19 protein-coding genes, 1 tRNA gene and 2 pseudogenes are annotated in these 19,956 nt (G+C 71.9%); 12 read left to right on the top strand and 10 right to left on the bottom strand.

From position 1 onward, the window contains the following. The first annotated feature begins 76 nt into the window (after positions 1 to 76). The 7 genes from tdh to ACZ7OY_RS07395 all read left to right on the top strand — a co-directional run bounded on the left by tdh (position 77) and on the right by ACZ7OY_RS07395 (position 6,537). Entirely contained in the window at positions 77 to 1,105 is a 1,029-nt protein-coding gene (gene tdh / locus ACZ7OY_RS07425) for an L-threonine 3-dehydrogenase (protein ID WP_384720885.1), read from the top strand. A gap of 34 nt (positions 1,106 to 1,139) precedes the next feature. Continuing rightward, entirely contained in the window at positions 1,140 to 2,339 is a 1,200-nt protein-coding gene (locus tag ACZ7OY_RS07420; RefSeq protein WP_152895553.1) for a glycine C-acetyltransferase, read from the top strand. A 70-nt stretch (positions 2,340 to 2,409) separates the two neighbouring features. Next, entirely contained in the window at positions 2,410 to 3,312 is a 903-nt protein-coding gene (locus ACZ7OY_RS07415; RefSeq protein ID WP_471910504.1) for a LysR family transcriptional regulator, read from the top strand. 175 nt (positions 3,313 to 3,487) lie between these two features. Further along, the gene (locus ACZ7OY_RS07410) at positions 3,488 to 4,093 is read left to right on the top strand and encodes a helix-turn-helix domain-containing protein (protein ID WP_471910503.1); all 606 of its coding nucleotides are present in this window, start codon (positions 3,488 to 3,490) and stop codon (positions 4,091 to 4,093) included. Then, positions 4,090 to 4,629, top strand: coding sequence for a GNAT family N-acetyltransferase (locus ACZ7OY_RS07405; protein WP_471910502.1), 540 nt, complete (start codon positions 4,090 to 4,092; stop codon positions 4,627 to 4,629). Before ACZ7OY_RS07410 ends, ACZ7OY_RS07405 begins: the two co-directional genes overlap by 4 nt. A gap of 30 nt (positions 4,630 to 4,659) precedes the next feature. Continuing rightward, positions 4,660 to 5,016, top strand: a complete 357-nt coding sequence (locus ACZ7OY_RS07400; protein ID WP_471910501.1) for an MmcQ/YjbR family DNA-binding protein — start codon at positions 4,660 to 4,662, stop codon at positions 5,014 to 5,016. A gap of 126 nt (positions 5,017 to 5,142) precedes the next feature. Then, complete coding sequence (locus ACZ7OY_RS07395) at positions 5,143 to 6,537, top strand: MFS transporter (protein WP_471910500.1); 1,395 nt, start codon at positions 5,143 to 5,145, stop codon at positions 6,535 to 6,537. 21 nt (positions 6,538 to 6,558) lie between these two features. Here ACZ7OY_RS07395 and ACZ7OY_RS07390 read toward each other — a convergent pair whose 3' ends face one another. Further along, a complete protein-coding gene (locus ACZ7OY_RS07390) occupies positions 6,559 to 7,479 on the bottom strand; it encodes a transketolase family protein (protein WP_471910499.1) in 921 nt (306 codons plus the stop codon). A 52-nt stretch (positions 7,480 to 7,531) separates the two neighbouring features. Next, positions 7,532 to 8,156, bottom strand: a pseudogene (locus ACZ7OY_RS07385) (transketolase). Positions 8,157 to 8,295: 139 nt separating this feature from the next. On the opposite strand from ACZ7OY_RS07385, the gene ACZ7OY_RS07380 reads away from it, so the two are divergent. Further along, positions 8,296 to 8,369: transfer RNA gene (locus tag ACZ7OY_RS07380), tRNA-Pro, on the top strand. Here ACZ7OY_RS07380 and ACZ7OY_RS07375 read toward each other — a convergent pair. Beyond that, positions 8,335 to 8,913 carry an integrase core domain-containing protein gene (locus ACZ7OY_RS07375; RefSeq protein WP_471910498.1) on the bottom strand — a complete coding sequence of 193 codons (579 nt, stop codon included), beginning with the start codon at positions 8,911 to 8,913 and terminating at the stop codon, positions 8,335 to 8,337. The genes ACZ7OY_RS07380 and ACZ7OY_RS07375 overlap by 35 nt on opposite strands. A 532-nt stretch (positions 8,914 to 9,445) precedes the next feature. On the opposite strand from ACZ7OY_RS07375, the gene ACZ7OY_RS07370 reads away from it, so the two are divergent. Beyond that, entirely contained in the window at positions 9,446 to 9,601 is a 156-nt protein-coding gene (locus ACZ7OY_RS07370; RefSeq protein WP_471910497.1) for a hypothetical protein, read from the top strand. On the opposite strand, the gene ACZ7OY_RS07365 is transcribed toward ACZ7OY_RS07370, so the two are convergent. Further along, positions 9,592 to 9,891, bottom strand: a complete 300-nt coding sequence (locus ACZ7OY_RS07365) for a hypothetical protein (RefSeq protein ID WP_471910496.1) — start codon at positions 9,889 to 9,891, stop codon at positions 9,592 to 9,594. The two genes, ACZ7OY_RS07370 and ACZ7OY_RS07365, sit on opposite strands and share 10 nt — an antisense overlap. A gap of 326 nt (positions 9,892 to 10,217) precedes the next feature. On the opposite strand from ACZ7OY_RS07365, the gene ACZ7OY_RS07360 reads away from it, so the two are divergent. Continuing rightward, positions 10,218 to 11,567: a serine hydrolase domain-containing protein gene (locus ACZ7OY_RS07360; protein ID WP_471910495.1), complete on the top strand. Its 1,350-nt coding sequence runs from the start codon at positions 10,218 to 10,220 to the stop codon at positions 11,565 to 11,567. Between the two features lie 430 nt (positions 11,568 to 11,997). Here the strand turns inward: ACZ7OY_RS07360 and ACZ7OY_RS07355 are convergent, their stop codons facing one another. From ACZ7OY_RS07355 to ACZ7OY_RS07345, 3 genes are all read right to left on the bottom strand, one after another. Then, entirely contained in the window at positions 11,998 to 12,540 is a 543-nt protein-coding gene (locus ACZ7OY_RS07355) for a hypothetical protein (RefSeq protein WP_471910494.1), read from the bottom strand. A 322-nt stretch (positions 12,541 to 12,862) separates the two neighbouring features. Beyond that, entirely contained in the window at positions 12,863 to 13,348 is a 486-nt protein-coding gene (locus ACZ7OY_RS07350; RefSeq protein ID WP_471910493.1) for a DUF6114 domain-containing protein, read from the bottom strand. A gap of 82 nt (positions 13,349 to 13,430) precedes the next feature. After that, entirely contained in the window at positions 13,431 to 14,054 is a 624-nt protein-coding gene (locus ACZ7OY_RS07345; RefSeq protein ID WP_471910492.1) for a DUF6230 family protein, read from the bottom strand. 146 nt (positions 14,055 to 14,200) lie between these two features. Here ACZ7OY_RS07345 and ACZ7OY_RS07340 point away from each other — a divergent pair. Together ACZ7OY_RS07340 and ACZ7OY_RS07335 are read left to right on the top strand one after the other, a co-directional pair. Next, positions 14,201 to 14,335 (top strand): annotated as a pseudogene (locus tag ACZ7OY_RS07340) (helix-turn-helix domain-containing protein); the annotation flags it as partial. Positions 14,336 to 14,601: 266 nt separating this feature from the next. Then, positions 14,602 to 16,428, top strand: a complete 1,827-nt coding sequence (locus ACZ7OY_RS07335; RefSeq protein WP_471910491.1) for an ABC transporter ATP-binding protein — start codon at positions 14,602 to 14,604, stop codon at positions 16,426 to 16,428. Between the two features lie 229 nt (positions 16,429 to 16,657). Here the strand turns inward: ACZ7OY_RS07335 and ACZ7OY_RS07330 are convergent, their stop codons facing one another. The 3 genes from ACZ7OY_RS07330 to ACZ7OY_RS07320 are packed head-to-tail and all read right to left on the bottom strand — an operon-like array spanning position 16,658 to position 19,769. After that, positions 16,658 to 17,188, bottom strand: a complete 531-nt coding sequence (locus ACZ7OY_RS07330) for an NUDIX hydrolase family protein (protein WP_471911183.1) — start codon at positions 17,186 to 17,188, stop codon at positions 16,658 to 16,660. Between the two features lie 24 nt (positions 17,189 to 17,212). After that, positions 17,213 to 18,364: an amidohydrolase family protein gene (locus tag ACZ7OY_RS07325; RefSeq protein WP_471910490.1), complete on the bottom strand. Its 1,152-nt coding sequence runs from the start codon at positions 18,362 to 18,364 to the stop codon at positions 17,213 to 17,215. A 1-nt stretch (position 18,365) separates the two neighbouring features. After that, the gene (locus ACZ7OY_RS07320) at positions 18,366 to 19,769 is read right to left on the bottom strand and encodes a type I glutamate--ammonia ligase (RefSeq protein WP_471910489.1); all 1,404 of its coding nucleotides are present in this window, start codon (positions 19,767 to 19,769) and stop codon (positions 18,366 to 18,368) included. Positions 19,770 to 19,956: the final 187 nt, after the last annotated feature.

Here is a 19,956-nt window from a genome sequence, read left to right as displayed (position 1 = left end):
GATTCCACTGCTCTCCCCGGCTGCGGGCGTCTTCGGCATGCCCGCGGCAGGGATCTCACCCACAGGAGCCGTACCGTTGAAGGCGCTGGTCAAGCAGAACGCGGAGCCCGGACTGTGGCTCATGGACGTCCCGGAGCCCGAGATCGGTCCCGGTGACGTTCTGATCAAGGTCCTGCGGACCGGTATCTGCGGCACCGACCTGCACATCCGGGCCTGGGACGGCTGGGCGCAGCAGGCCATCCGCACCCCGCTCGTGGTCGGGCACGAGTTCGTCGGCGAGGTCGTCGCCACCGGCCGTGACGTCGCGGACATCAAGGAGGGCGACCGGGTCAGCGGCGAGGGCCACCTGGTCTGCGGCAAGTGCCGCAACTGCCTGGCCGGGCGCCGCCACCTGTGCCGGGCCACGATCGGGCTCGGCGTCGGCCGTGACGGCGCCTTCGCCGAGTACGTGGCCCTGCCCGCCTCCAACGTCTGGGTGCACCGCGTCCCGGTCGACCTCGACGTCGCCGCGATCTTCGACCCGTTCGGCAACGCCGTGCACACCGCGCTGTCGTTCCCGCTGGTCGGTGAGGACGTGCTGATCACCGGCGCCGGCCCGATCGGTCTGATGGCCGCGGCCGTGGCCCGGCACGCCGGCGCCCGCAACGTCGTCGTCACGGACGTCAGCGAGGAGCGCCTGGAACTGGCCCGCAAGATCGGCGCGAGTCTCGCGCTGAACGTCTCCGACGCCACCATCGCCGACGGCCAGCGCATCCTCGGCCTGCGCGAGGGCTTCGACATCGGCCTGGAGATGTCCGGGCGCGGCGAGGCCCTGCGCGACATGATCGCCAACATGACGCACGGCGGCCGGATCGCCATGCTCGGCCTGCCGGCCCAGGAGTTCCCGGTCGACTGGGCCCGGATCGTCACCTCGATGATCACCATCAAGGGCATCTACGGCCGCGAGATGTTCGAGACCTGGTACGCGATGTCGGTCCTGCTGGAGGGCGGCCTCGACCTGTCCCCCGTGATCACCGGCCGGTACGGGTACCGCGACTTCGAGGCGGCGTTCGCCGACGCGGCGAGCGGCCGCGGCGGCAAGGTCATCCTCGACTGGACCGCGTAGCCGCAAGTCACCCGCCACTTCCTAGGAGCTTTCGATGTTCGACTCCGTGCGCGACGACCTGCGCGCCACCCTCGACGAGATCCGCGCCGCCGGTCTGCACAAGCCCGAGCGCGTGATCGGCACCCCGCAGTCCGCGACCGTCGCCGTCACCGCGGGCGGCCGCCCCGGCGAGGTCCTCAACTTCTGCGCGAACAACTACCTCGGCCTCGCCGACCACCCCGAGGTCGTCGCCGCCGCCCACGAGGCCCTCGACCGCTGGGGCTACGGCATGGCCTCGGTGCGCTTCATCTGCGGTACGCAGGAGGTGCACAAGGAGTTGGAGGCGCGGCTGTCGGCGTTCCTCGGCCAGGAGGACACGATCCTGTACTCCTCCTGCTTCGACGCCAACGGCGGTGTCTTCGAGACGCTGCTCGGCGCCGAGGACGCGGTGATCTCCGACGCCCTCAACCACGCCTCGATCATCGACGGCATCCGGCTGTCCAAGGCCCGCCGGTTCCGTTACGCCAACCGCGACATGGCGGACCTGGAGCGGCAGCTGAAGGAGGCCGGCGAGGGCGGTGCGCGCCGCAAGCTCATCGTCACCGACGGCGTCTTCTCCATGGACGGCTATGTGGCGCCGCTGGACGAGATCTGCGACCTCGCCGAGCGCTACGACGCCATGGTCATGGTCGACGACTCCCACGCGGTCGGCTTCGTCGGCCCCGGCGGCCGCGGCACGCCCGAACTGCACGGCGTGATGGACCGCGTGGACATCATCACCGGCACGCTCGGCAAGGCCCTCGGCGGCGCCTCCGGCGGCTATGTCGCCGCCCGCGCGGAGATCGTCGCGCTGCTGCGCCAGCGGTCCCGTCCGTACCTCTTCTCCAACACCCTGGCCCCGGTGATCGCGGCCGCCTCCCTGAAGGTCCTCGACCTGCTGGAGTCCGCGGACGACCTGCGGGTGCGGCTGCGGGAGAACACCGCGCTGTTCCGCTCCCGGATGACCGAGGAGGGCTTCGACGTCCTGCCCGGCGATCACGCCATCGCGCCGGTGATGATCGGCGACGCCGCGCGGGCCGCACGGCTGGCCGAACTGCTCCTTGAGCGCGGCGTGTACGTGATCGGCTTCTCGTACCCGGTCGTCCCGCAGGGCCAGGCCCGTATCCGCGTCCAGCTGTCCGCCGCGCACTCCACGGACGACGTCAACCGCGCGGTCGACGCCTTCGTCGCGGCGCGCGCCGAGCTGGAGGCCTGAGCCGGGGCACCGGGACCGAGGCCGATCGGGCGGAACAGGACACCTCGTTCCGTTTGAGAGAATCGGTCCCATGATCGAAGCGCGGCGGCTCCACATCCTCCGTGCGGTGGCCGACCACCGTACGGTCACGGCGGCGGCCGCCGCGCTGTACCTCACCCCCTCCGCGGTCTCCCAGCAGCTCACCGCGCTGGAGCAGGAGACCGGCCACCGCCTGGTCGAGCGGAGCGCGAAGGGGGTACGGCTGACCCCGGCCGGCGAGATCCTGCTCGGCCACACCAACGCGGTGCTCGCCCAGCTGGAGCGGGCGGAGGCGGAACTCGCCGCCTACGGTTCGGGCGAGGCCGGCACGGTCACCGTCGCGGCCTTCGCCACCGGCATCGCCCAGGTCGTCGCGCCCGCGGTGGCCCGGCTCGCCGTCTCGGCGCCCGGCATCCGCATCCGCGTCCAGGACGCGGAGGGCGACGCCAGCCTCCCGATGGTGCTGGACCGGCAGGTCGACGTGGCCGTGGCCGTCGAGTACCGCGGGGCCCCGTCGGCCGACGACCCGCGGCTGACCCATGTCCCGCTGTACGCCGAGCCCTTCGACGCGGTCGTCCCGGTCGCCCACCGGCTCGCCGACAGCGTCGAGGTCCCGCTCGCCGAGCTGGCCAAGGACCCCTGGATCGGCCCCTACCCCGGCAACCCCTGCCATGACGTCGTCGTCATGGCCTGCGAGAACGCCGGTTTCCAGCCCCGCCTCGAGCACTCCTCGGACGACTTCCGCGCGGTGGTGGCGCTGGCCTCGGCCGACGCCGGTGTGGCCCTGGTGCCCCGGTCGGCGCTGCGCGGCATGGACCTGAGCGGTGTGGTCGTCCGCCCGGTCGACGGGGTGGCCCCCACCCGCCGGGTCTTCGCGGCCGTGCGCAGAGGAGCCGAGGGACATCCGCTCATCCGGCCGGTGCTGGAGGCGCTGGCCGAGGCTTCCCGGCACTGAAGCCGGGCGCGGCCCTGTGGTGGCTCGGGTCGACTTCAGGACCTGATCTTGTCCTTTCCTTCCCTGTTCCGGTGCTTCTGTTTTTGTCCTGATGCGTCCTGAATTCCGGATCGGACTTGCATCCCCCCGTCCCGTATTTGGGATTGTTTCCCTGATCTGGGATATCCTCTTCGGTATGAAGCAGGAAGTGGATACGACCGGAGCGGGCGCCGGGCAGGGCGCCGATGCCCGACTGGACATCCGGCTCGGGGCCCGGCTGGCCGAGCTGCGTGCCGGACGCGGCTGGTCGCTGGGGGAGGCGGCGGAGCGCAGCGGGGTCAGCCGCTCCACCCTGTCCCGCGCCGAGCGGGCCGAGATCAGCCCCACCGCCGCGCAGCTCAACCGACTGTGCGCCGCCTACGGGCGGACGATGTCCCAGCTGCTCAGCGAGGTGGAGGCGGAGCCCGCCGGGCTCGTGCGGGCGGCCGAGCAACCGGTGTGGGAGGACCGGGCCTCCGGGTTCGTACGGCGGTCCGTGTCGCCGCCGCAGGCCGGACTGCGCGGTGAACTGGTCGAGGGACGGCTCACGGCGGGCGCCGACATCGCCTACGACCGGCCGCCCGTGCCCGGCCTGGAACAGCACATCTGGGTGCTCGAAGGGACCCTGGAGGTGACCGCCGAGGACGTCGTCCACCGGCTCGACGCCGGTGACTGTCTGCGGCTGCGGGTGTGGGGGCCGACGCGGTTCCGGTGCCCCGCGGACGCGGACGTGCGGTACGTGCTGGCGGTGGTGCTGCCGTGACCGCGACCACGACCCGGCTCGACGCACCCCGGCTGCTCGCCGCCGTCGGCGAGCTGGCCGGCCTGCTTGCCGACACCGTGCACGGCGGCGCCTCCATCGGCTTCCTGGCACCGCTCGACCGCACGGACGCGATCGCCTGGTGGCGCGGGCGGGCCGAGGCGGTCGCCTCTGGACAGCTCGCGGTGTGGGTGGCACGGGACGCGGGGCGCGTGCTCGGCACCGTCACCCTGGCCTTCGCCGACAAGCCCAACAGCCGGCACCGCGCCGAACTCGTGAAACTGATGGTGCACCGGGACGCTCGCGGCCGGGGTCTCGGGCGCGCCCTGCTCGCCACCGCCGAGCAGGCGGCCGCCGAAGCCGGCATCACCCTCCTGCACCTCGACACGGAGACCGGCAGCCCCGCCGAACGCCTCTACCTCTCCGCGGGCTGGACCAGGGCCGGGACGATCCCCGACTACGCGGCGAGTCCGGACGGGGTGCTGCGGCCGACCACCCTCTACTACAAGCACGTGGGCGCAACGCTCCACGCGGGCTGACTGTCGGTGGCAGCGGCTACGGTGCCCTTCATGCCGGATGCCGAAGACGTACGCCGTATCGCCCTCTCCCTGCCGGACACCACGGAGAAGACCGCCTGGAACATGCCCACCTTCCGGGTCGCGGGGAAGATGTTCGCCACGCTGCCCGAGGACGAGACCTCCATGGCCGTGCGCTGCCCGAAGGAGGAGCGCGAGGAACTGGTCCTGGCCGAGCCCGGGAAGTTCTGGATCGCCGGCCACGAGGCGCAGTTCGCCTGGGTGCGGACCCGGCTGGCCGCGCTGGAGGACGAGGAGGAGCTGCGGGACATCCTCGCCGACTCCTGGCGCCAGGCCGCGTCTTCCCGGCTGCTGGAGGAGCACCCGGACCTCGGGCGTCCCACCGACTGAAAACCCGTGGGCGTCGCCGGTGCCGCGTGGCATGATCCGTCGGCGGAAGCGGGGGCGGGGCGGTACCGGCCCGGATGGGCCAAGTCCCGCGGCACCCGTAGGTCGTCGGGGAGGGTGCAGCAGCGGATGACCGGGACACCGCCGTCGGAAGAGACGACAGGGACGACAGAGACGACAGAGACGAGCGAGACGGCCGTGCGGGGGTACGGCAAGACACCGCCGGGGGGCCGGAAGGGGCTGTTCCGGTCGCGGGACTTCGCCCTGTTCTTCGTCGGCCGTGCCGTCGCCCGGCTCGGCGACACCATGCTGCCGGTCGCCCTCGCCGCGGGCCTGCTCCAGCACGGGTACGGCGCCGGCGCGGTCGGCCTCGCCATGGCCGCGACGGCCGCCGCCTTCGCCGGACTGGTCGTGTTCGGCGGGGTGTTCGCCGACCGCTTCGACACCCGCAGCCTCATGATCGGCGCCGATCTGGTGCGCCTGGGCACCCAGGCACTGGCCGCCGGCCTGTTCTTCGCCGGCCATGTGGTGCTCTGGGAGATCTGCCTGATCGGCTTCGTCAACGGCGTGGCCGCCGCCGTGTTCCAGCCCGGTGTCGCCAGCACCGTGCCCCGGCTGGCCGCCGACGTCCAGGGCGCGAACGGCGCCATACGCGTCGCCGAGTCCGCCGCCCAGCTCGCCGGCCCCGCCCTGGCCGGACTGCTCGTCGGCTTCGCCTCGCCGGGCGCGGTGTTCGCCGTGCACGCCGCCACCTACGCGGTCAGCGCCCTGTGCCTGCTGCTGCTCCGCCTTCCCCCGCTCCCCCCGGCCGCCGCCGCGCGATCCCACACGGCCACCGGAACCTTCAGGACCGATCTGGTCGAGGGCTGGCGGGAGTTCCGGGCCCGCACCTGGCTCTGGGGCGTGATCGCCGTCTGGTGCCTGTACATGGTCGCGGTATGGGGCCCGACCGTGCCGCTGGTGGCGACGGAGGTGGTGCAGCAGCACGGCCCCCGCGCCTACGGACTGGTCAACTCCGCCCTCGGCGCCGGTACGGTCGTCGGCGGGCTGCTCGCCCTGCGCCTGCGCCCCCGCCGCATGCTGCGGGCCGGTGCCGTCGCCCTGTTCGGCTTCGCCGCGTTCCCGTGGGCGGTCGGCGCCGGGCTCGGGATACCGGCCATGGCGGCCTGCGCCGCCGTCGCCGGGGCGGGCATGTCCTTCTGGGGCGTGATGTGGGCGACCAGCGTGCAGACCCAGGTCCCCTCCGACGTCCTCAACCGCATCCACGCGTACGACGTCGCCGGCTCGCTCGCCATGATGCCCGTCGGGCAGGCGCTGGCCGGGCCCGCGGCGTCGCTTCTCGGCGCGGGCCGGGTGCTGCTGGTCTCCGCGGCGGTCAGCCTGGTCGTGCCCGCAGCCCTGCTCGCGGTCCCCGCGATCCGCGGTCTGATCCGTGCCGACACCCCCACGACGAGGCTGCCGCCCGCGGCCGTCCCGGCGCCCGTACCGGCCGACCGCGCCCCCGTACGCCCCGAGTGCGGCTGACGGGCGCCCGGGCACCGCGGTTCAGCCGCGTACCGCCGCCCGCCCGCCGGTCAGGAAGCCGGTGATCCGCTCCCGGAGCGAGTGCGGGTCCAGTCCGTGCGCGCTCACGTGCTCCTCCATGGTCCCGTAGCGCCGCAGCTCACGTCGGCCCACGCCCAGGCCCAGGACCCGGTGGGGCACATCGGCGAGGGCATCGTTCGCGGCCGCCGTCGACGTACCCGCCAGATACGGCTCGACCAGGACCACGTCCGCCGCCGCCCCCTCGGTGGCCCGGCGCAGCGCGGCCGCGTCGAAGGGCCGTACGGTCGCGGCGTACAGCACGGTGACGTCGAGTCCCTCGGTGGCGGTCAGCACGGCGTCGAGCATGGGTCCGACGGCGACGACCACGCCCCGGCGGCCCTCGCGCACGGTGTGCGCCCGCTGCCCGTCGACCGGCAGGGCCCGGGCGTTGGCCTGCGCGGACAGCCGTACGTACACCTTGTCGTCGCCCGCGGCCACCGCGTGCCGCAGCAGGGTCTCGGCCTCGTCGGGGTGTCCCGGCACGTGCACGGTCCAGCCGTCCAGGGTGTCCAGCAGCGCCACGTCGCCCGGAGCCATGTGGGTGTACCCGCCCGCGGGCCAGTCGAAGGACGCGGCGGCGCTCACCAGCACCGCGCCGACGGCCTGGTGCCCGAGGTCCAGCTTGACCTGCTCGAAGGGCCGCTCGACGAGAAAGCTCGCGAACGTGTGCAGCACCGGTCTCAGGCCGGTCAGCGCCAGACCGGCCCCCGCGCCGATCAGCAACTGTTCCCGGATGCCGACGTTGATCACCCGGTCCGGGTGCCGACGGGCCGCCGCCGCGAAGCCGTCCGTGCCGATCTCGGCGAGGACGACCGCGACCCGCGGATCCTCGTCGAGCAGCCGGGAGACGACGGGGGCGAAGCGGTCGCGCATGGTGTCCATGGATGCCTCGGTTCCTTTCTTGGGTTCCTGGGCGAGCTGAGGGGGCTGCGGTTCAGCGGTACTTCGGTTCGACCCGGGCCACCACGACCCGCGGGCGTCCCGGATGGGCGGCGGTGAACGCCTCGTACAGCGCCGCGTGGTCCCGGCCGTCGACGGTTTCCGTGGACCAGCCGGCCGCCTCGAACCGCGCGGCGATGCCGCCCGGCCGGGCGTGGCTGGCGGAGGCGTTGTCGACGACGACCGTGTGCAGCCGGTCGAGCCCGGCGGGCCCGGCGAACGCGATCGCCTCGTGGTTGCTGCCCTCGTCCAGCTCGGCGTCCCCGACCAGCACCCACACCCGGGGCCCGTCGAGCCCCTGCGCGCGCAGCCCCAGCGCCGTCCCGACGCCGATCGGCAGACCGTGCCCCAGCGACCCGCTGCCGATCTCGGCCCCGGGGACCAGCACCCGGTCGGGATGGTGGCCGAGCGGCGAGTCGTACGAGCCGAACCCGGCGGTCCCGCTCGGGGTCCTGCGCGCTGCGGGGGCCGACCCGCAGCACGCGGTCGTAGAGCACCCACAGCACGTCCAGGGTGGAGGTCGCGGCCGGTCCGTGCTTCTCGTCACCCGTCATCAGCCCCATCAGCCGGGGCAGGTCCGCATAGCCGTACGTCCGGCGTTCTTCCGTGGTGGTCGTCATACGGACGATCCTTCAACCTCGACCAAACTTGAGGTCAAGCGGAGATGGACCCCGGATAAAGGGGTGCGCGACCACCTACCGGAGTGCGGTATTGTTTTCCTGCGTGTTCGGCCAGGGGAAATCCCAGGTCAGAGGGCACCGGGACGTGGCGCAGCTTGGTAGCGCACTTGACTGGGGGTCAAGGGGTCGCAGGTTCAAATCCTGTCGTCCCGACTGTTCGATCGATCGAACGTCGCAGGTGAGAGGCCGTTTTCGAACGGCCTCTTTTCTGTTTCCGGCCCGCTCCCGGGTGGGGGCGGGGAAGCGGGAGCACGCTCCCACTGTCCTGTGCCGCTCGAAAATACGATTCGGTGCTGCGAGCTGCGGCGAGGCCGTTTGGGCAGGCGGTTCTCTCGTACTGGTTGATCAGGCCGCCGAGGAGGCGTTGTTGCCGGATCCGGTGGGCCTGGAGGTCGGTGACGGTGGCCGGTTCGGCGCTGTCCGGGGGCAGTTGCTGCCGGGACTGGTGGCGGCGGTGCCCGTTGTAGTGCCTGATGTATTCGGCCAGGATCGCTCGGGCGTGGGCCTCGTTGTAGATCAGCATGCGGTCGAGGAGCTCGCGGCGCAAGGTGCCCACGACTCGCTCGCAGATCGCGTTCGCTTTGGGCGCCTGCGGCGGGCTGAGCAGGATCTCCACGTCGTTGGCCTCGAAGACGGCGTCGAAGGTGCGGGTGTACTTGCTGTCCCGGTCCCGGAGGAGGAAGCGCAGCGAGTCCATCGGCGCTCCTGCGTCATGGCAAGGTTCCTGGCCTGCTCTCGGGCCATGCGTAGGTTGAGCTGCTTGACGGTGGGTGTGGTGGAGGGTCTGCCCAGGCGGCTTCTCGGTGCGAACGTCCATTTCCAAGCGATGAGTTCATGGTGCCAGCGCAGCAGTGTGGTGGGGGTGACTGCGAAGACTTGGCGCCAGCGGCTGCGAGGGATCAGCCGCGAGAGTGCGGCGAGCCGGACTCGGTCGGCGGGCTCGTAGCGGACCCGGGCGATCTGGCGGCGCAGCACGGCGTTCTCGTGACGCAACGCCAACATCTCCGCGTCCCTGGCCAGGCGGCTGCGGAGCACGGCAGCGGGCACGGTGATCAGATTCCGGACCAGCGTGGTTGAAGGAGAAGCCGTCGTACCGGTCCAGGACACGGGGGAGTACGGCACTCCGTGGCGCGTCGTGGCGTTCTCGCTGAACCTGACAAAGGTCAGACCGAAAAGTACTGCGTGCACCCGCGATCGCAACAGGGCCCCTCCTGGACACCTTTGACGAGATGCCCGGCGGCACCCGGTTCCGCCGGGTCGTCAACGCCAGCGGCAAGGACGACAGCTCGGTCTCCTCAGACACCGAGGAGCGGTCGATCAAGAACCTCAAGGCGCTGGTGGAGGACATCTTCGCGGGCAAGAAGAAGGGCCCCGTCTACCCCTGATGCCAGCAGGTGGCCTCGCCGTCGTGGTTGCTGCCGTCCGACGTGGTGCCGATCGACACCTCGTAGGCGATCCCCGTGCCCACGTCAGGTGCGGGTGAGTAGGCCTCGGTGCGGAAGTCCACGTCGAGGAGCAGGTGCCGCCCCTTTTCGGTCCTGGTCCAGCACGCCCCTTCGACGGCGGCGGGCGCTGCGTCGGGGAACGGGTCGTGCTCGAACTGCCAGCCGGCCGCGGTGGCTGCCTTGGTGTAGTGGGCGATGACGTCCTCGTGCTCGTAGAGCGAGGCGATCATCTCCGGATGATCCCAGAACGGCGCGCTGGAGCCGGAGGGTCTTGACGAGCAGTGATGAATGAACGAGCCCCACAGGCACGAATGAAGATCGGCACCTGGATCGCGGACTTCTGCAACACGAGGCGCCGTCACGGCGCCGCCGGCGGGCACCCGCCCGTCACCTTCGGACAGGACATGCGGGAGGCCCGCTCGACGACGAGCATCACGAGGCAATGTGCGTAACGAAGTCTCTACGCTCTCGGGGGATGGACAGAGAGGGGCTGACCTCGTGTTTTGTGGGGCTCCGGAGGCTACCGCTTGGTAGCCGGGGCTGTTAGCTTCCGGCTGTGCGCATACTCCGTCGAATACTTGTCGTCGCCGCCGTTTTTGTGGTCGTGGCGACCGCCGTCGGTACCGGTGTCTACCGGTGGCAGCGGCCCATGATCCTCACCGGCACCGGTTACGCGGCGCACAACGACTGCGCGGTCACCGAGATCGGTGGCCGCCTCGACGCAGCGAGCGACCTGCCCGCGAACCCGATCAAGTCCTATCTGCGGTACGGCTCCGACGGGTCCGCCGAGACCACCGGCTCGCTGCTGGGCGTGCTCGCAAAGCAGAAGGCCTGGTACACCAAGGGGTTCGGCTGCACGCTTGCTGACGAGCGCCCCCAGCTCGGCCCGGCCTCGACTGTCCCGGCCGACGGCAATCCCTTCACGCACGCCCCGGCGCCCAAGTCGTCGGCGAAGCTGGACGCCGCGCTCGCGCGCGCCTTCGGCAAGGGGCTGTCGGCCTCGGACGCCGCCGCGCTCGGCACCCGGGCGGTCGTCGTGGTGAAGGACGGCAAGCTCGTCGCCGAGCGCTACGCCAAGGGGTTCGACGCCACGACCCCGCAGCTCGGCTGGTCGATGTCGAAGAGTGCTACAGCCTTGATCACCGGCATGCTCGTGCAGCAGGGCAAGGTCACGCTCGACGACCACGGGCTGCGTCCCGAGTGGAAGAAGGACGGCCGTGCGGACATCACCGTCGAGCAGCTACTGCGGATGACGAGCGGTCTGGAATGGGACGAGACCTATGACCTCGGCACGCCCATCACGCAGATGCTCTACGGCGAGTCCGACATGGGCGCCTACGTGGCCGGCCGTCCGGCCGAGCACAAGCCAGGCACCGTGCAGGAGTATTCGAGCGGCTCGACAACCCTGCTCTGCTCGGTCCTCGCGCAACGCACCGGGCTCGGTGCCGACCTCCCGCGGCAGACGCTGTTCCGCGCCCTCGGTCTCTCCTCGGCCGTGCTCGAACCGGACGCCGCGGGCACGCCGGTGTGCTCCTCGTACTTGTGGGCCACACCTCGTGACTGGGCCACGATCGGCCAGTTCGCGTTGCAGAACGGCAAGTGGCACGGCAAGCAGCTGTTGCCCGAGGACTGGATGAAGCGCTCGCTCGAGGTCGAGCCCGTCGACAAGACAGACGACCCCGGTTACGGCATGACGTGGCGCGTCAACGTACTGCCCGACGGCAGCATGCGCTGGCCCGAGCTGCCCAAAGACACCTACTACGCCTCGGGACACGACGGCCAGAAGGTCATCGTCGTCCCGTCGCAGGACCTCGTCGTCGTACGCATGGGATTCACTCCCGACGCCGACGACGAGCCCAGCGAGGTGGCCCTGGTCAAGGAGGTCATCGGCGCGGGCGCCCGATGACCTCGTCAGTCCGTCGTCGGGCGCAGGGCCAGGCCCTCGGTGCTGGCCCAGTAGCTGACGCGCGCGCCGTCGCTGACCACGGCGGGCTCGGCGAGGACGGCGGGGAAGTCGTGGTAGGTGTCGGTGGAGCCCTCGTCGTAGGGGCCTGCCCCGGTTCTCCGAAAGAGGAGATCTGAAAGGGCCCCTGATTTTTCTTGAGGCGACGGACGTGCTGCCGGGCGCCGAAGACCAGGAGCGGTCCTTCAGCCGGCGACTTCGAGTTGACGTTCAGTGCGGGTTATCCGGTACGGACTGAAGGCGAAAGACGCGCGCAGGCCCCGGTTGCAGCGTTTGTCGTAGGCCGCGTGGCCGGGTGACACGGACAGGATCCGTGCGTCAGATGTCCTCCCGCGGGTGGTGTGGCGCAGGTGGAGGTTGCCGGGTTCGTGGGTTACCGCACGCCAACACGGAATTGGGGTCCTGGCACGGTGAGGTCGGCGTCGCACGCTGTGAGGCGTGAGGCGGTCGCACCGGTCAGGGTGAGCGTCCGGACGGGGGCAGGTTGATTCGTGAGCCAGTTCGGGATGGCGTCGGGTGTGACGGTGACGGCGCCGTGGGGCGGTAGTGGCGTACCGGCGCGCGCCGCGACGGTGCCGGTCAGTTCACGGAGGTAGAGGGTCACCACACCGTTGCTGCGGCCTTTGAGGGTGGATGTGGCGGCTTCCCTGGCGCGCAGTCGCAGTGTCGTGCCGCCCTGGCGTACGGTCACGTCGAGGCCGACGGCGTCCACCGACCGTGCCGTGAAGCGCAGCATCCGGACGGATCCCGACATGCCGCGTACGGTGACGACACCGCGGAACGTGAGGGTTCGGAGCACGAGCCGGGTGGCGCGTAGCTTCCAGGAGGCGTCCGCGAGCCGGACCGGCAGTGCGGCGCCCGGTGCCACGGCCCTGACGGCTCGCCCGGTGCCGACGGACGGTGGAATCACGTTCACCGGCGCCGCCCTGGGAGTGGGGAGCGACGACGGAACGGTGACGGCGCCCAGGAGGGTGTTCGCAGGGGTTGCCGTTCCGCTCGGTGCCGTCGGCGGGGGGACGGCGGGCGATGTCGGTGCCGTGGACGTGTTCGCGCTGCTGACAGGAGAGGGGGAGCCGGCGGGACGGGACGTGGGAAGGTGCAGAGCCAGGGGCACCGCAGCTGCCGCCAGTACGCAGGCGAGGGGCTGCGGGACACGGCCGAGCCGCAGGGGAGCGGCCGGAGCAGGGTCGGCCGGACGGTGAGTGTCGAGGGCGGTGGTGGGCGGTACGCGGTGGCCGTCAGGTGTCAAAGGTGTTGTCTCCTGCCGTGGCGCTCACGGGCGGGTGGCTGACAGTTGCAGTGGCCGGCTCGGTGGCATCCGGCGGGAGCCACGCGAGGGCCAGGGACCCGCCGATGAGGCCGGAGAACAGTCCGAGGAACAGGCCGCCGAGGTTCGCGACGGGGAAGGAGACGAGAGCGAGCAGGAGGGTGGAGAGACCGGCGAACACCCGTTGGTGAGGGCGGAGCCAGAGGCTGATGCCGAGGGCCATGAGCAGGGTTCCGATGATCAAGGATCCGGCGCCGGACGTGGTCGACAGGGCGAGTGGGATGCCGCCCAGGTCGAGGTGCGCGTAGGGCCAGTAGAGGATGGGCAGGCCCGCGTTGATGGTGAACAGCCCGGCCCAGAAGGGGCGTTCGCCACGCCAGGCGCGGAACCTGAGCCGGGAGCGGGCCGCGGTGGCGCGGAGGCCGGGGCGTCCGGCGAGGAAACTGGGGATCAACATCGAGTCCTGATCAGGGGTGAGGTCGCGGACGGCGACTGTGCGAGGTGCCGGGGGCCGAAGGCGTGCCGGGGCGGGCCCGGGGTCAGGGGCAGTCGCGGTGGCCGCGATCGATCCGTACGCGCAGGCCGGGCACGTCGAAGGTGGCGGCGGAGATCGCCACCAAGGTCACGCTGACGTTGGTCAGGGTGGCCGACGAGGCTTGCTGCCCGAAGCCGCTGGGGTCGAAGAAGCGTGAGTTCCGGTCGCCCGGATCGACCGGGCCCTTGGTGATCTCACCCTGTGCGATGCCGATGTCGATGTTCCTGAAGTTCGCCTGGCCGGCTGCCTCGAACGTTGTGTCGAGGAAGATGTTCGTGGCTTCCGTCGGGCGCTCGTCGCTGCCGGTCAGGGTCAGGGTGTGGGTGCCCACCACTGGGAGGTCGAGTTCGGCCGCCTGGCACAGGCCGCTGATCTCCGCGTGCCGGGCTCCGGTGACCAGGACGGGGACGAGTTCGTGCTTCTTCGACACGTCGACCATGGGGTAGATGCTCAGGCCGCGGACGGTCAGCTTGTCGGCCGTGACGTGGAAACGCTGGCCGGAGATGAGGAACGAGGCGGCGAGTGCCCCTTGGGCCATGGCGATGCCGAGGGCCGTGCAGACCCCGACGCTGGGCAGCAGGACCACCGCGAAGCGCCGCCACCGGGTTCTGCCGAAGCCGTGCGACATCGCGACTCCCTCGGTCGTGGGAAGGGGCCGACCACACGCGTCAAGGGTGGGTGGCGTCCTGCTGAGTCCAGTGACGGATCCTAGGCTTCAGACCCGGCCGGGCCGCTGCACGCCGGGCCTGCCGTACGGGTGACTCGACTTCTGGTGCTCCCTTCGAGGTCGGGACGAGCACGGTCCACCGCTACATCAGCGAGGCCGTCGACGTGTTGGCCGCACTCGCACCGACCCTCGACGAGGCCGTCCGAGCTGCTTCGGCGAAGGCTTACGTCCTCCTCGATGGAGGTGTCTGGTGTCGATGCTCAGGATCGTCTCAGCGGCGGGCCGGCTGCGAGCGGTAGAGGAGCTCGCCGTCGACGATCCGGGGTGGGCGGAGCGCCGGGGCGAACGGAGGGCCGAGCTGCTGGACCAGGCGAAACGGCACAAGATGTGCGCAGGCCGCCAGTCGTCCGTCAGTCGTCCTTGTCCGGAAAAAACCGCTTGGACCGTGCGTGTCCGTCGCGGGACACTGCGATTCCTGACCAGCCCGACCGGACCTCACGAGGATGGCATGGGATCGCCCGAATCGCGCAAGGCCAGGCCGGGCAGGGGCCCGGTGCTCCTCGCCCTGCGCCACTACGCAAGGGAGACGGCCCGGCTCCGGCGCCTGGCGGTGCCCGGGATGCTGCTTCCGGCGCTGGGCAACATCGGCCTCAACTACATCGCGCCGCTGGTCGTCGCCAGGCTCGTCGGCCGGATCGCCGGTGACGGGGACGTCGGCATCGGCGCGGCACTGCCGTACGTGCTCGCCTTCGCCGGTGTCCTGCTGTTCGCGGAGACGCTGTGGCGCATCGGCCTGCACTGTCTCAACCGCCTCGACGCGCTCGGCATCGAGCACCTGTACATCGTCGGCATGGGTGAACTGTTCGCCAAGGACGCCGCGTTCTTCCACGACAACTTCGCCGGGTCGCTGACCAAGCGGGTGCTGAGCTTCGCCTCCCGCTTCGAGGAGTTCGTCGACACCATGACCTTCCAGGTCATGGGGAGCTTCGTGCCCCTGCTCTTCGGGTCGGTGGTGCTGTGGCGCTACGAACCGCTGCTCGTCGTCGGGCTCCTGGCGATGATCGCGACGACGGCGCTGTGCGTGGTCCCGCTGATCCGCCGCCGCCAGCGGCTCGTCGACCGGCGCGAGGAGGCGATCGCCCGGGTCTCGGGCCATGTCGCCGACAGCCTGATGAACATGGACACGGTCCGGGCGTTCGCCGCCGAGGAGCGCGAGGCCGCCGAGCACCGCTCCCGCGTGGCGGAGTCGAGGCGGCTCACCCTGCGTTCCTGGGACTACGGCAACCTGCGCATCGACACGCTGGTCGCGCCGATGTCCGTGCTCACCAACGCGCTGGGCCTGCTGCTCGCGGTCGCGCTCGGCGGCGGGCACGACGTGGAGACGGTCGTCGTCACCTTCACCTACTACTCCAACGCCACCCGCATCATGTTCGACTTCAATCAGATCTACCGCCGTCTGGAGAGCTCGCTGACCGAGGCCGCACAGTTCACCGAACTGCTGCTCACCCCGCCGACCGTGCTCGACCCGCAGACACCGGAACCCCTGGCGGCCCGGCCCGCCGACGTGCACTTCGAACAGGTCACCTTCGGGCACCGCGGCGCGGCGCCGCTCTTCGAGGGCCTCGACCTGTGCGTGCCCAACGGGACGAGGGTCGGTCTCGTCGGCCGGTCCGGCGGGGGCAAGACCACCCTGACCCGGTTGCTGCTGCGGATGACGGACATCGACGCGGGCCGGATCCTGATCGGGGGCCAGGACATCAGCAGGCTGCGCCAGGCCGACCTGCGCGGCCTGATCGCCTACGTACCGCAGGACCCCGCGATGTTCCACCGCTCGCTGCGCGACAACATCGCCTTCGCCAGGCCGGACGCCACCGACGCCGAGATCCGCCGCGCGGCCGAGGCGGCGCACGTCACGGAGTTCGCCGACGCCCTGGTGGACGGCTTCGACACCATGGTGGGCGAGCGCGGGGTCAAGCTGTCCGGGGGACAGCGCCAGCGCGTCGCCCTCGCGCGCGCCATCCTGCGCGACGCCCCGATCCTGCTCCTCGACGAGGCGACCAGCGCCCTGGACTCCGAGAGCGAGATCCTCGTCCAGGAGGCGCTGTGGCAGCTCATGGAGGGGCGTACGGCGCTGGTGGTGGCGCACCGGCTGAGCACGGTCGCCTCCATGGACCGGCTCGTCGTCCTCGACCGCGGACGCATCGTCGAGCAGGGCACCCACCAGGAGCTGCTCGCGTCCCAGGGCGCCTACGCGAAACTCTGGCAGCACCAGTCCGGCGGCTTCCTCGACGCCGGCTCCGCAGCCACCGGCCCCGCACCCGCCGACCTGCACTGACCGGACACCGCCCGCACCGACCCGGCCGCCCGGACACCGCTCGCACCGACCCGGCCGCCCGGACACCGCTCGCACCGACCCGGCCGCCCGGACACCGCTCGCACCGACCCCGGCCGCCCGGGACACCGCCCGCACCGACCCGGCCGCCCGGACACCGCCCGTACCCACCCCGGCCGTCCGGGGCAGGGTCCTCGCCCGTCCCGGCGGGCCGGGACGGGCGGCGCCGCGGTCAGGACGCCGACAGACCCACGTGCGCGAGCGCCTGCCGCAGCAGGAAGCCGTGGCCGCCCGGCATCTCGCTCTGCACCGCGAGCGACGCCGCCTCCTGGGGGCTGAACCAGACCAGGTCCAGGGCGTCCTGGCGAGGCCGGCAGTCGCCGGTCACCGGGACGATGTAGGCGAGGGACACCGCGTGCTGGCGCGGGTCGTGGTACGGCGTGACGCCGTGCGTCGGGAAGTACTCGGCGACGGTGAACGGCTGCATCGACACCGGGACCCGCGGCAGGGCCACCGGGCCCAGGTCCTTCTCCAGGTGACGCAGCAGGGCGTCCCGCAGGCGCTCGTGGTGCAGCACCCGGCCGGACACCAGGGTCCGGCTGACCGTGCCGTCCGGGCCGATGCCCAGCAGCAGTCCGATGCTGACGACCTCTCCGTTGTCGTCGACGCGGACGGGCACGGCCTCGACGTACAGGATCGGCATGCGGGCACGCGCCTGTTCGAGGTCGTCGGAACTCAGCCAACCGGGCGTGGTTTCGGTCATGTCAGACATTGCTTGATCATACTTTCAGTGGCTGTCGGAAAACCGGTAGACCCGGCGGGCGTTGTCGGCTCCCGCCCACCGCGCGAACCGCAGCGCGTCGGGCAGGCTCAGTTCGTCGGCGTCCACCCGGGCCTGGAGCAGTTCGGCCAGCCCCCGGCGGAACGCCAGCGCGCCCAGCCAGTAGAACTCGGCCACACCATAAGCGTCCGAGCTGTACAGGAGTTTGCGCGCAGGAGTGAGCTCCAGCGCCTCCTCCAGCACCGCGCGCGCCCGCACCGGGCCGACATGGTGGAGGGTGAGTCCCACGTCCAGGTACACCTGCTCGAACACAGCCGCCAGATAGCCTGCCTGACGCTGGTAGGGCCAGCAGTGCAGCAGCAGCACCGGGATCGTGCCCGCCACCTGATGGAGCCAGTCGGTGAGCAGGCTGGGATCCACCCGGTGCAGGCGGATGTCGTTGTCGCCGAAACCGGTGTGCAGCTGGAGCGGGAGACCGAGGTCGACGGCGGTCCACAGCAGATGGCGCACCAGGACCGGATCGGCCAGCCGGCCGCCGTCCGCCGTGAAGCGGCGGGCCGCGGCGGTGACTTCCGCCGCCGTGGGCCGCGCCGGGTCCAGGTCGAAGCCCGTGCGGTAGGCGGCCACCGACTTCACCGCGACCACGCCCGGCCCTCGTACGGCCGCCTCCACGGCCGACCGGAACGCCTGCGCGTACCCGTCCGGCTCCACGCCGCCGGCCACCACCGCCTCGGCGACGCTCTCCAGCCGGACCACCTCGTACGCCACCGCGCCCGCCCCGGCGGCCGCGGCGAGCTCTGCCGGGGTGGTGAGGGGGTGCGGGGCGAAGCCGGTGTCCACGCAGAACACGTCCGTGTGCGCGGCGGCCAGGAAACGGCGGTTCACCTCCGGCGCGCCGAGCTCGCCGCGCCGGCGCAGGTAGTCCTCGGCACCGACGTGCCGGGGCAGGTCCAACAGGGGTGCGCAGTGGCGTCGTACGGCGACACCGGCCGGCGCGTCGAAGGGCGAGATCCCGCTGCCGGGCCAGGCCTCGCCCTCGGTGAGCAGCAACTCGAAGTCCCCGGCGGCCGGAGTGCCGGTGAGCACTCCGTGACAGTGATGGTCCGTCAGGGGCAGCGCGGCGAGCGCCTCGTGCACCGGGCCGTCGCGGCCGTCCACGTCAGTACTTCCAGCGGTAGGCTGCGGCCAGCCGTGCGTCGTCCAGCCCCTCGGCGGCCGCGATCTCCCCCTCGCGTACGGCGATCACCGCGTCGGCCAGGACCGGGCCCAGGGCTGTGCGCAGCACCTCGTCCTTGCGGAACTCGGCGACCGCCTCCGCCAGCGACACCGGCAGTCGGCGCACGCCCTGGGCGCCCGCCTCCTCGGCGCCGAGCCCGGCCGGGTCCCCGGTGATCTCCTCGGGCAGCTCCGCGCCCCCCGCCGTACCGTCGAGCCCGGCGGCGATCAGGGCGGCGAGGGCGAGATAGGGGTTGGCGGCCAGGTCCACGGGCTTGATCTCCAGGTTGGCGCTCCGGGCGCGCTGCCCCGCCGTTCCCTTGACGACGCGCAGCGCCGCCTCCCGTGTCTCCAGGCCCCAGGCGGTGAACACCCCTGCCCACTGGGACGGTTTGAGGCGCAGATAGCTCACCGGGCTCGGCGCGGTCACCGCGGTGAGGGCCGGGAGCCGGGCGAGCAGTCCGGCCGCGAACGCCTCCGCGTCGGCCGTCATGCCGTGTCTGCGGTCGCCGCCGGAGTGCAGGTTCACCCCGTCGCGCCAGGCGGACAGATGGACATGGCCGCCGTTGCCGACGCCCTCGGCGAGGACCGCCGGGGCGAAGGAGACCCGCAGCGCGTGCCGTTGGGCCACCGCCCGGATCGTCTGCCGCACCAGCACACTGCGGTCGGCGGCCGCCACCGGGTCGAGCGCGCCCACGGAGACCTCGAACTGCCCGGCCGCGTACTCGGGATGGAGCTGGTCGACCTCCACGCCCTGCGCCGCGAACGCCGCCAGCAGTTCGGCGGTGAAGTCGCTCAGCTCCACCTGCCGGACGGCGCCGTAGGCCGGGCCCGACACCGCGGGCCGGAACTCCCCGTCAGGCTCCGCGCCGAGGCCGACCGCCCACTCGATCTCGACGGCCGCCCGGAAGGTCAGCCCGCTCTCCCGCTCGGCGCGGGCCACGGTCCGGCGCAGCAGCGTACGGCTGCACCCCGGATGCCGTTCGCCGTCCTGGGTGATCCGGTCCACCGGGGCCCACGCCCAGCCGGGCTGCGCGGCCAGCACGACCAGCCGGTCGAGGTCGGGGTAGAGGCGCAGATCGCCGTCCGGGGAGCCGAGGACGTCGGTGGTGACGATGCGGTCGTCGGCCAGGAAGGTGTCGAACACCGGTGACATCCCGACGCCCCAGGCCGTCGCGGAGGCCAGCTTGGCGGTCGGGACCGTCTTCACCCGGGTGATGCCCGCGGTGTCGACGTAGGCCAGCACGACACCGTGCACGCCCCGCCCGGTCAGCTCGGCCGCGAGCGCGGTGGCCCGCTCGACGTCACCGGGACGCCCGCCGGGGACGGGATCGGCAAGGGTGGTCATGGACGTCCTCCTCGACGGACTCGGCCGGCTCGGTGTCTCACGTCAGCGTCTCGCGTCAGGGTTTCACGGCCACCGCGCGGAACTGCGGTACCGCGTCCGGGGAGTCGGGGCCGGGGTGCCACCGCGAGCGGGGGCGGCGGAGCCGGTCCGGCGGGCCGGGCCCGCCCCGGAGGCCGCGGTCCGCGCG

Source organism: Streptomyces sp. NPDC107559, assembly GCF_055657365.1.
The sequence above is the reverse complement of the archived record's forward strand: the minus strand, read 5'-3'. Positions and strand labels throughout refer to the sequence as shown.

What these genes read in the sequence shown, in the direction of transcription:
- ACZ7OY_RS07420 (WP_152895553.1), top strand. Translation starts at nt 1,140, where the DNA reads ATGTTCGACTCCGTGCGCGACGACCTGCGCGCCACCCTCGACGAGATC.
- ACZ7OY_RS07415 (WP_471910504.1), top strand. Translation starts at nt 2,410, where the DNA reads ATGATCGAAGCGCGGCGGCTCCACATCCTCCGTGCGGTGGCCGACCAC.
- ACZ7OY_RS07410 (WP_471910503.1), top strand. Translation starts at nt 3,488, where the DNA reads ATGAAGCAGGAAGTGGATACGACCGGAGCGGGCGCCGGGCAGGGCGCC.
- ACZ7OY_RS07400 (WP_471910501.1), top strand. Translation starts at nt 4,660, where the DNA reads ATGCCGGATGCCGAAGACGTACGCCGTATCGCCCTCTCCCTGCCGGAC.
- ACZ7OY_RS07395 (WP_471910500.1), top strand. Translation starts at nt 5,143, where the DNA reads ATGACCGGGACACCGCCGTCGGAAGAGACGACAGGGACGACAGAGACG.
- ACZ7OY_RS07390 (WP_471910499.1), bottom strand. Translation starts at nt 7,479, where the DNA reads ATGGACACCATGCGCGACCGCTTCGCCCCCGTCGTCTCCCGGCTGCTC.
- ACZ7OY_RS07375 (WP_471910498.1), bottom strand. Translation starts at nt 8,913, where the DNA reads ATGGACTCGCTGCGCTTCCTCCTCCGGGACCGGGACAGCAAGTACACC.
- ACZ7OY_RS07370 (WP_471910497.1), top strand. Translation starts at nt 9,446, where the DNA reads ATGCCCGGCGGCACCCGGTTCCGCCGGGTCGTCAACGCCAGCGGCAAG.
- ACZ7OY_RS07365 (WP_471910496.1), bottom strand. Translation starts at nt 9,891, where the DNA reads ATGATCGCCTCGCTCTACGAGCACGAGGACGTCATCGCCCACTACACC.
- ACZ7OY_RS07350 (WP_471910493.1), bottom strand. Translation starts at nt 13,348, where the DNA reads ATGTTGATCCCCAGTTTCCTCGCCGGACGCCCCGGCCTCCGCGCCACC.
- ACZ7OY_RS07345 (WP_471910492.1), bottom strand. Translation starts at nt 14,054, where the DNA reads ATGTCGCACGGCTTCGGCAGAACCCGGTGGCGGCGCTTCGCGGTGGTC.
- ACZ7OY_RS07335 (WP_471910491.1), top strand. Translation starts at nt 14,602, where the DNA reads ATGGGATCGCCCGAATCGCGCAAGGCCAGGCCGGGCAGGGGCCCGGTG.
- ACZ7OY_RS07330 (WP_471911183.1), bottom strand. Translation starts at nt 17,188, where the DNA reads ATGACCGAAACCACGCCCGGTTGGCTGAGTTCCGACGACCTCGAACAG.
- ACZ7OY_RS07320 (WP_471910489.1), bottom strand. Translation starts at nt 19,769, where the DNA reads ATGACCACCCTTGCCGATCCCGTCCCCGGCGGGCGTCCCGGTGACGTC.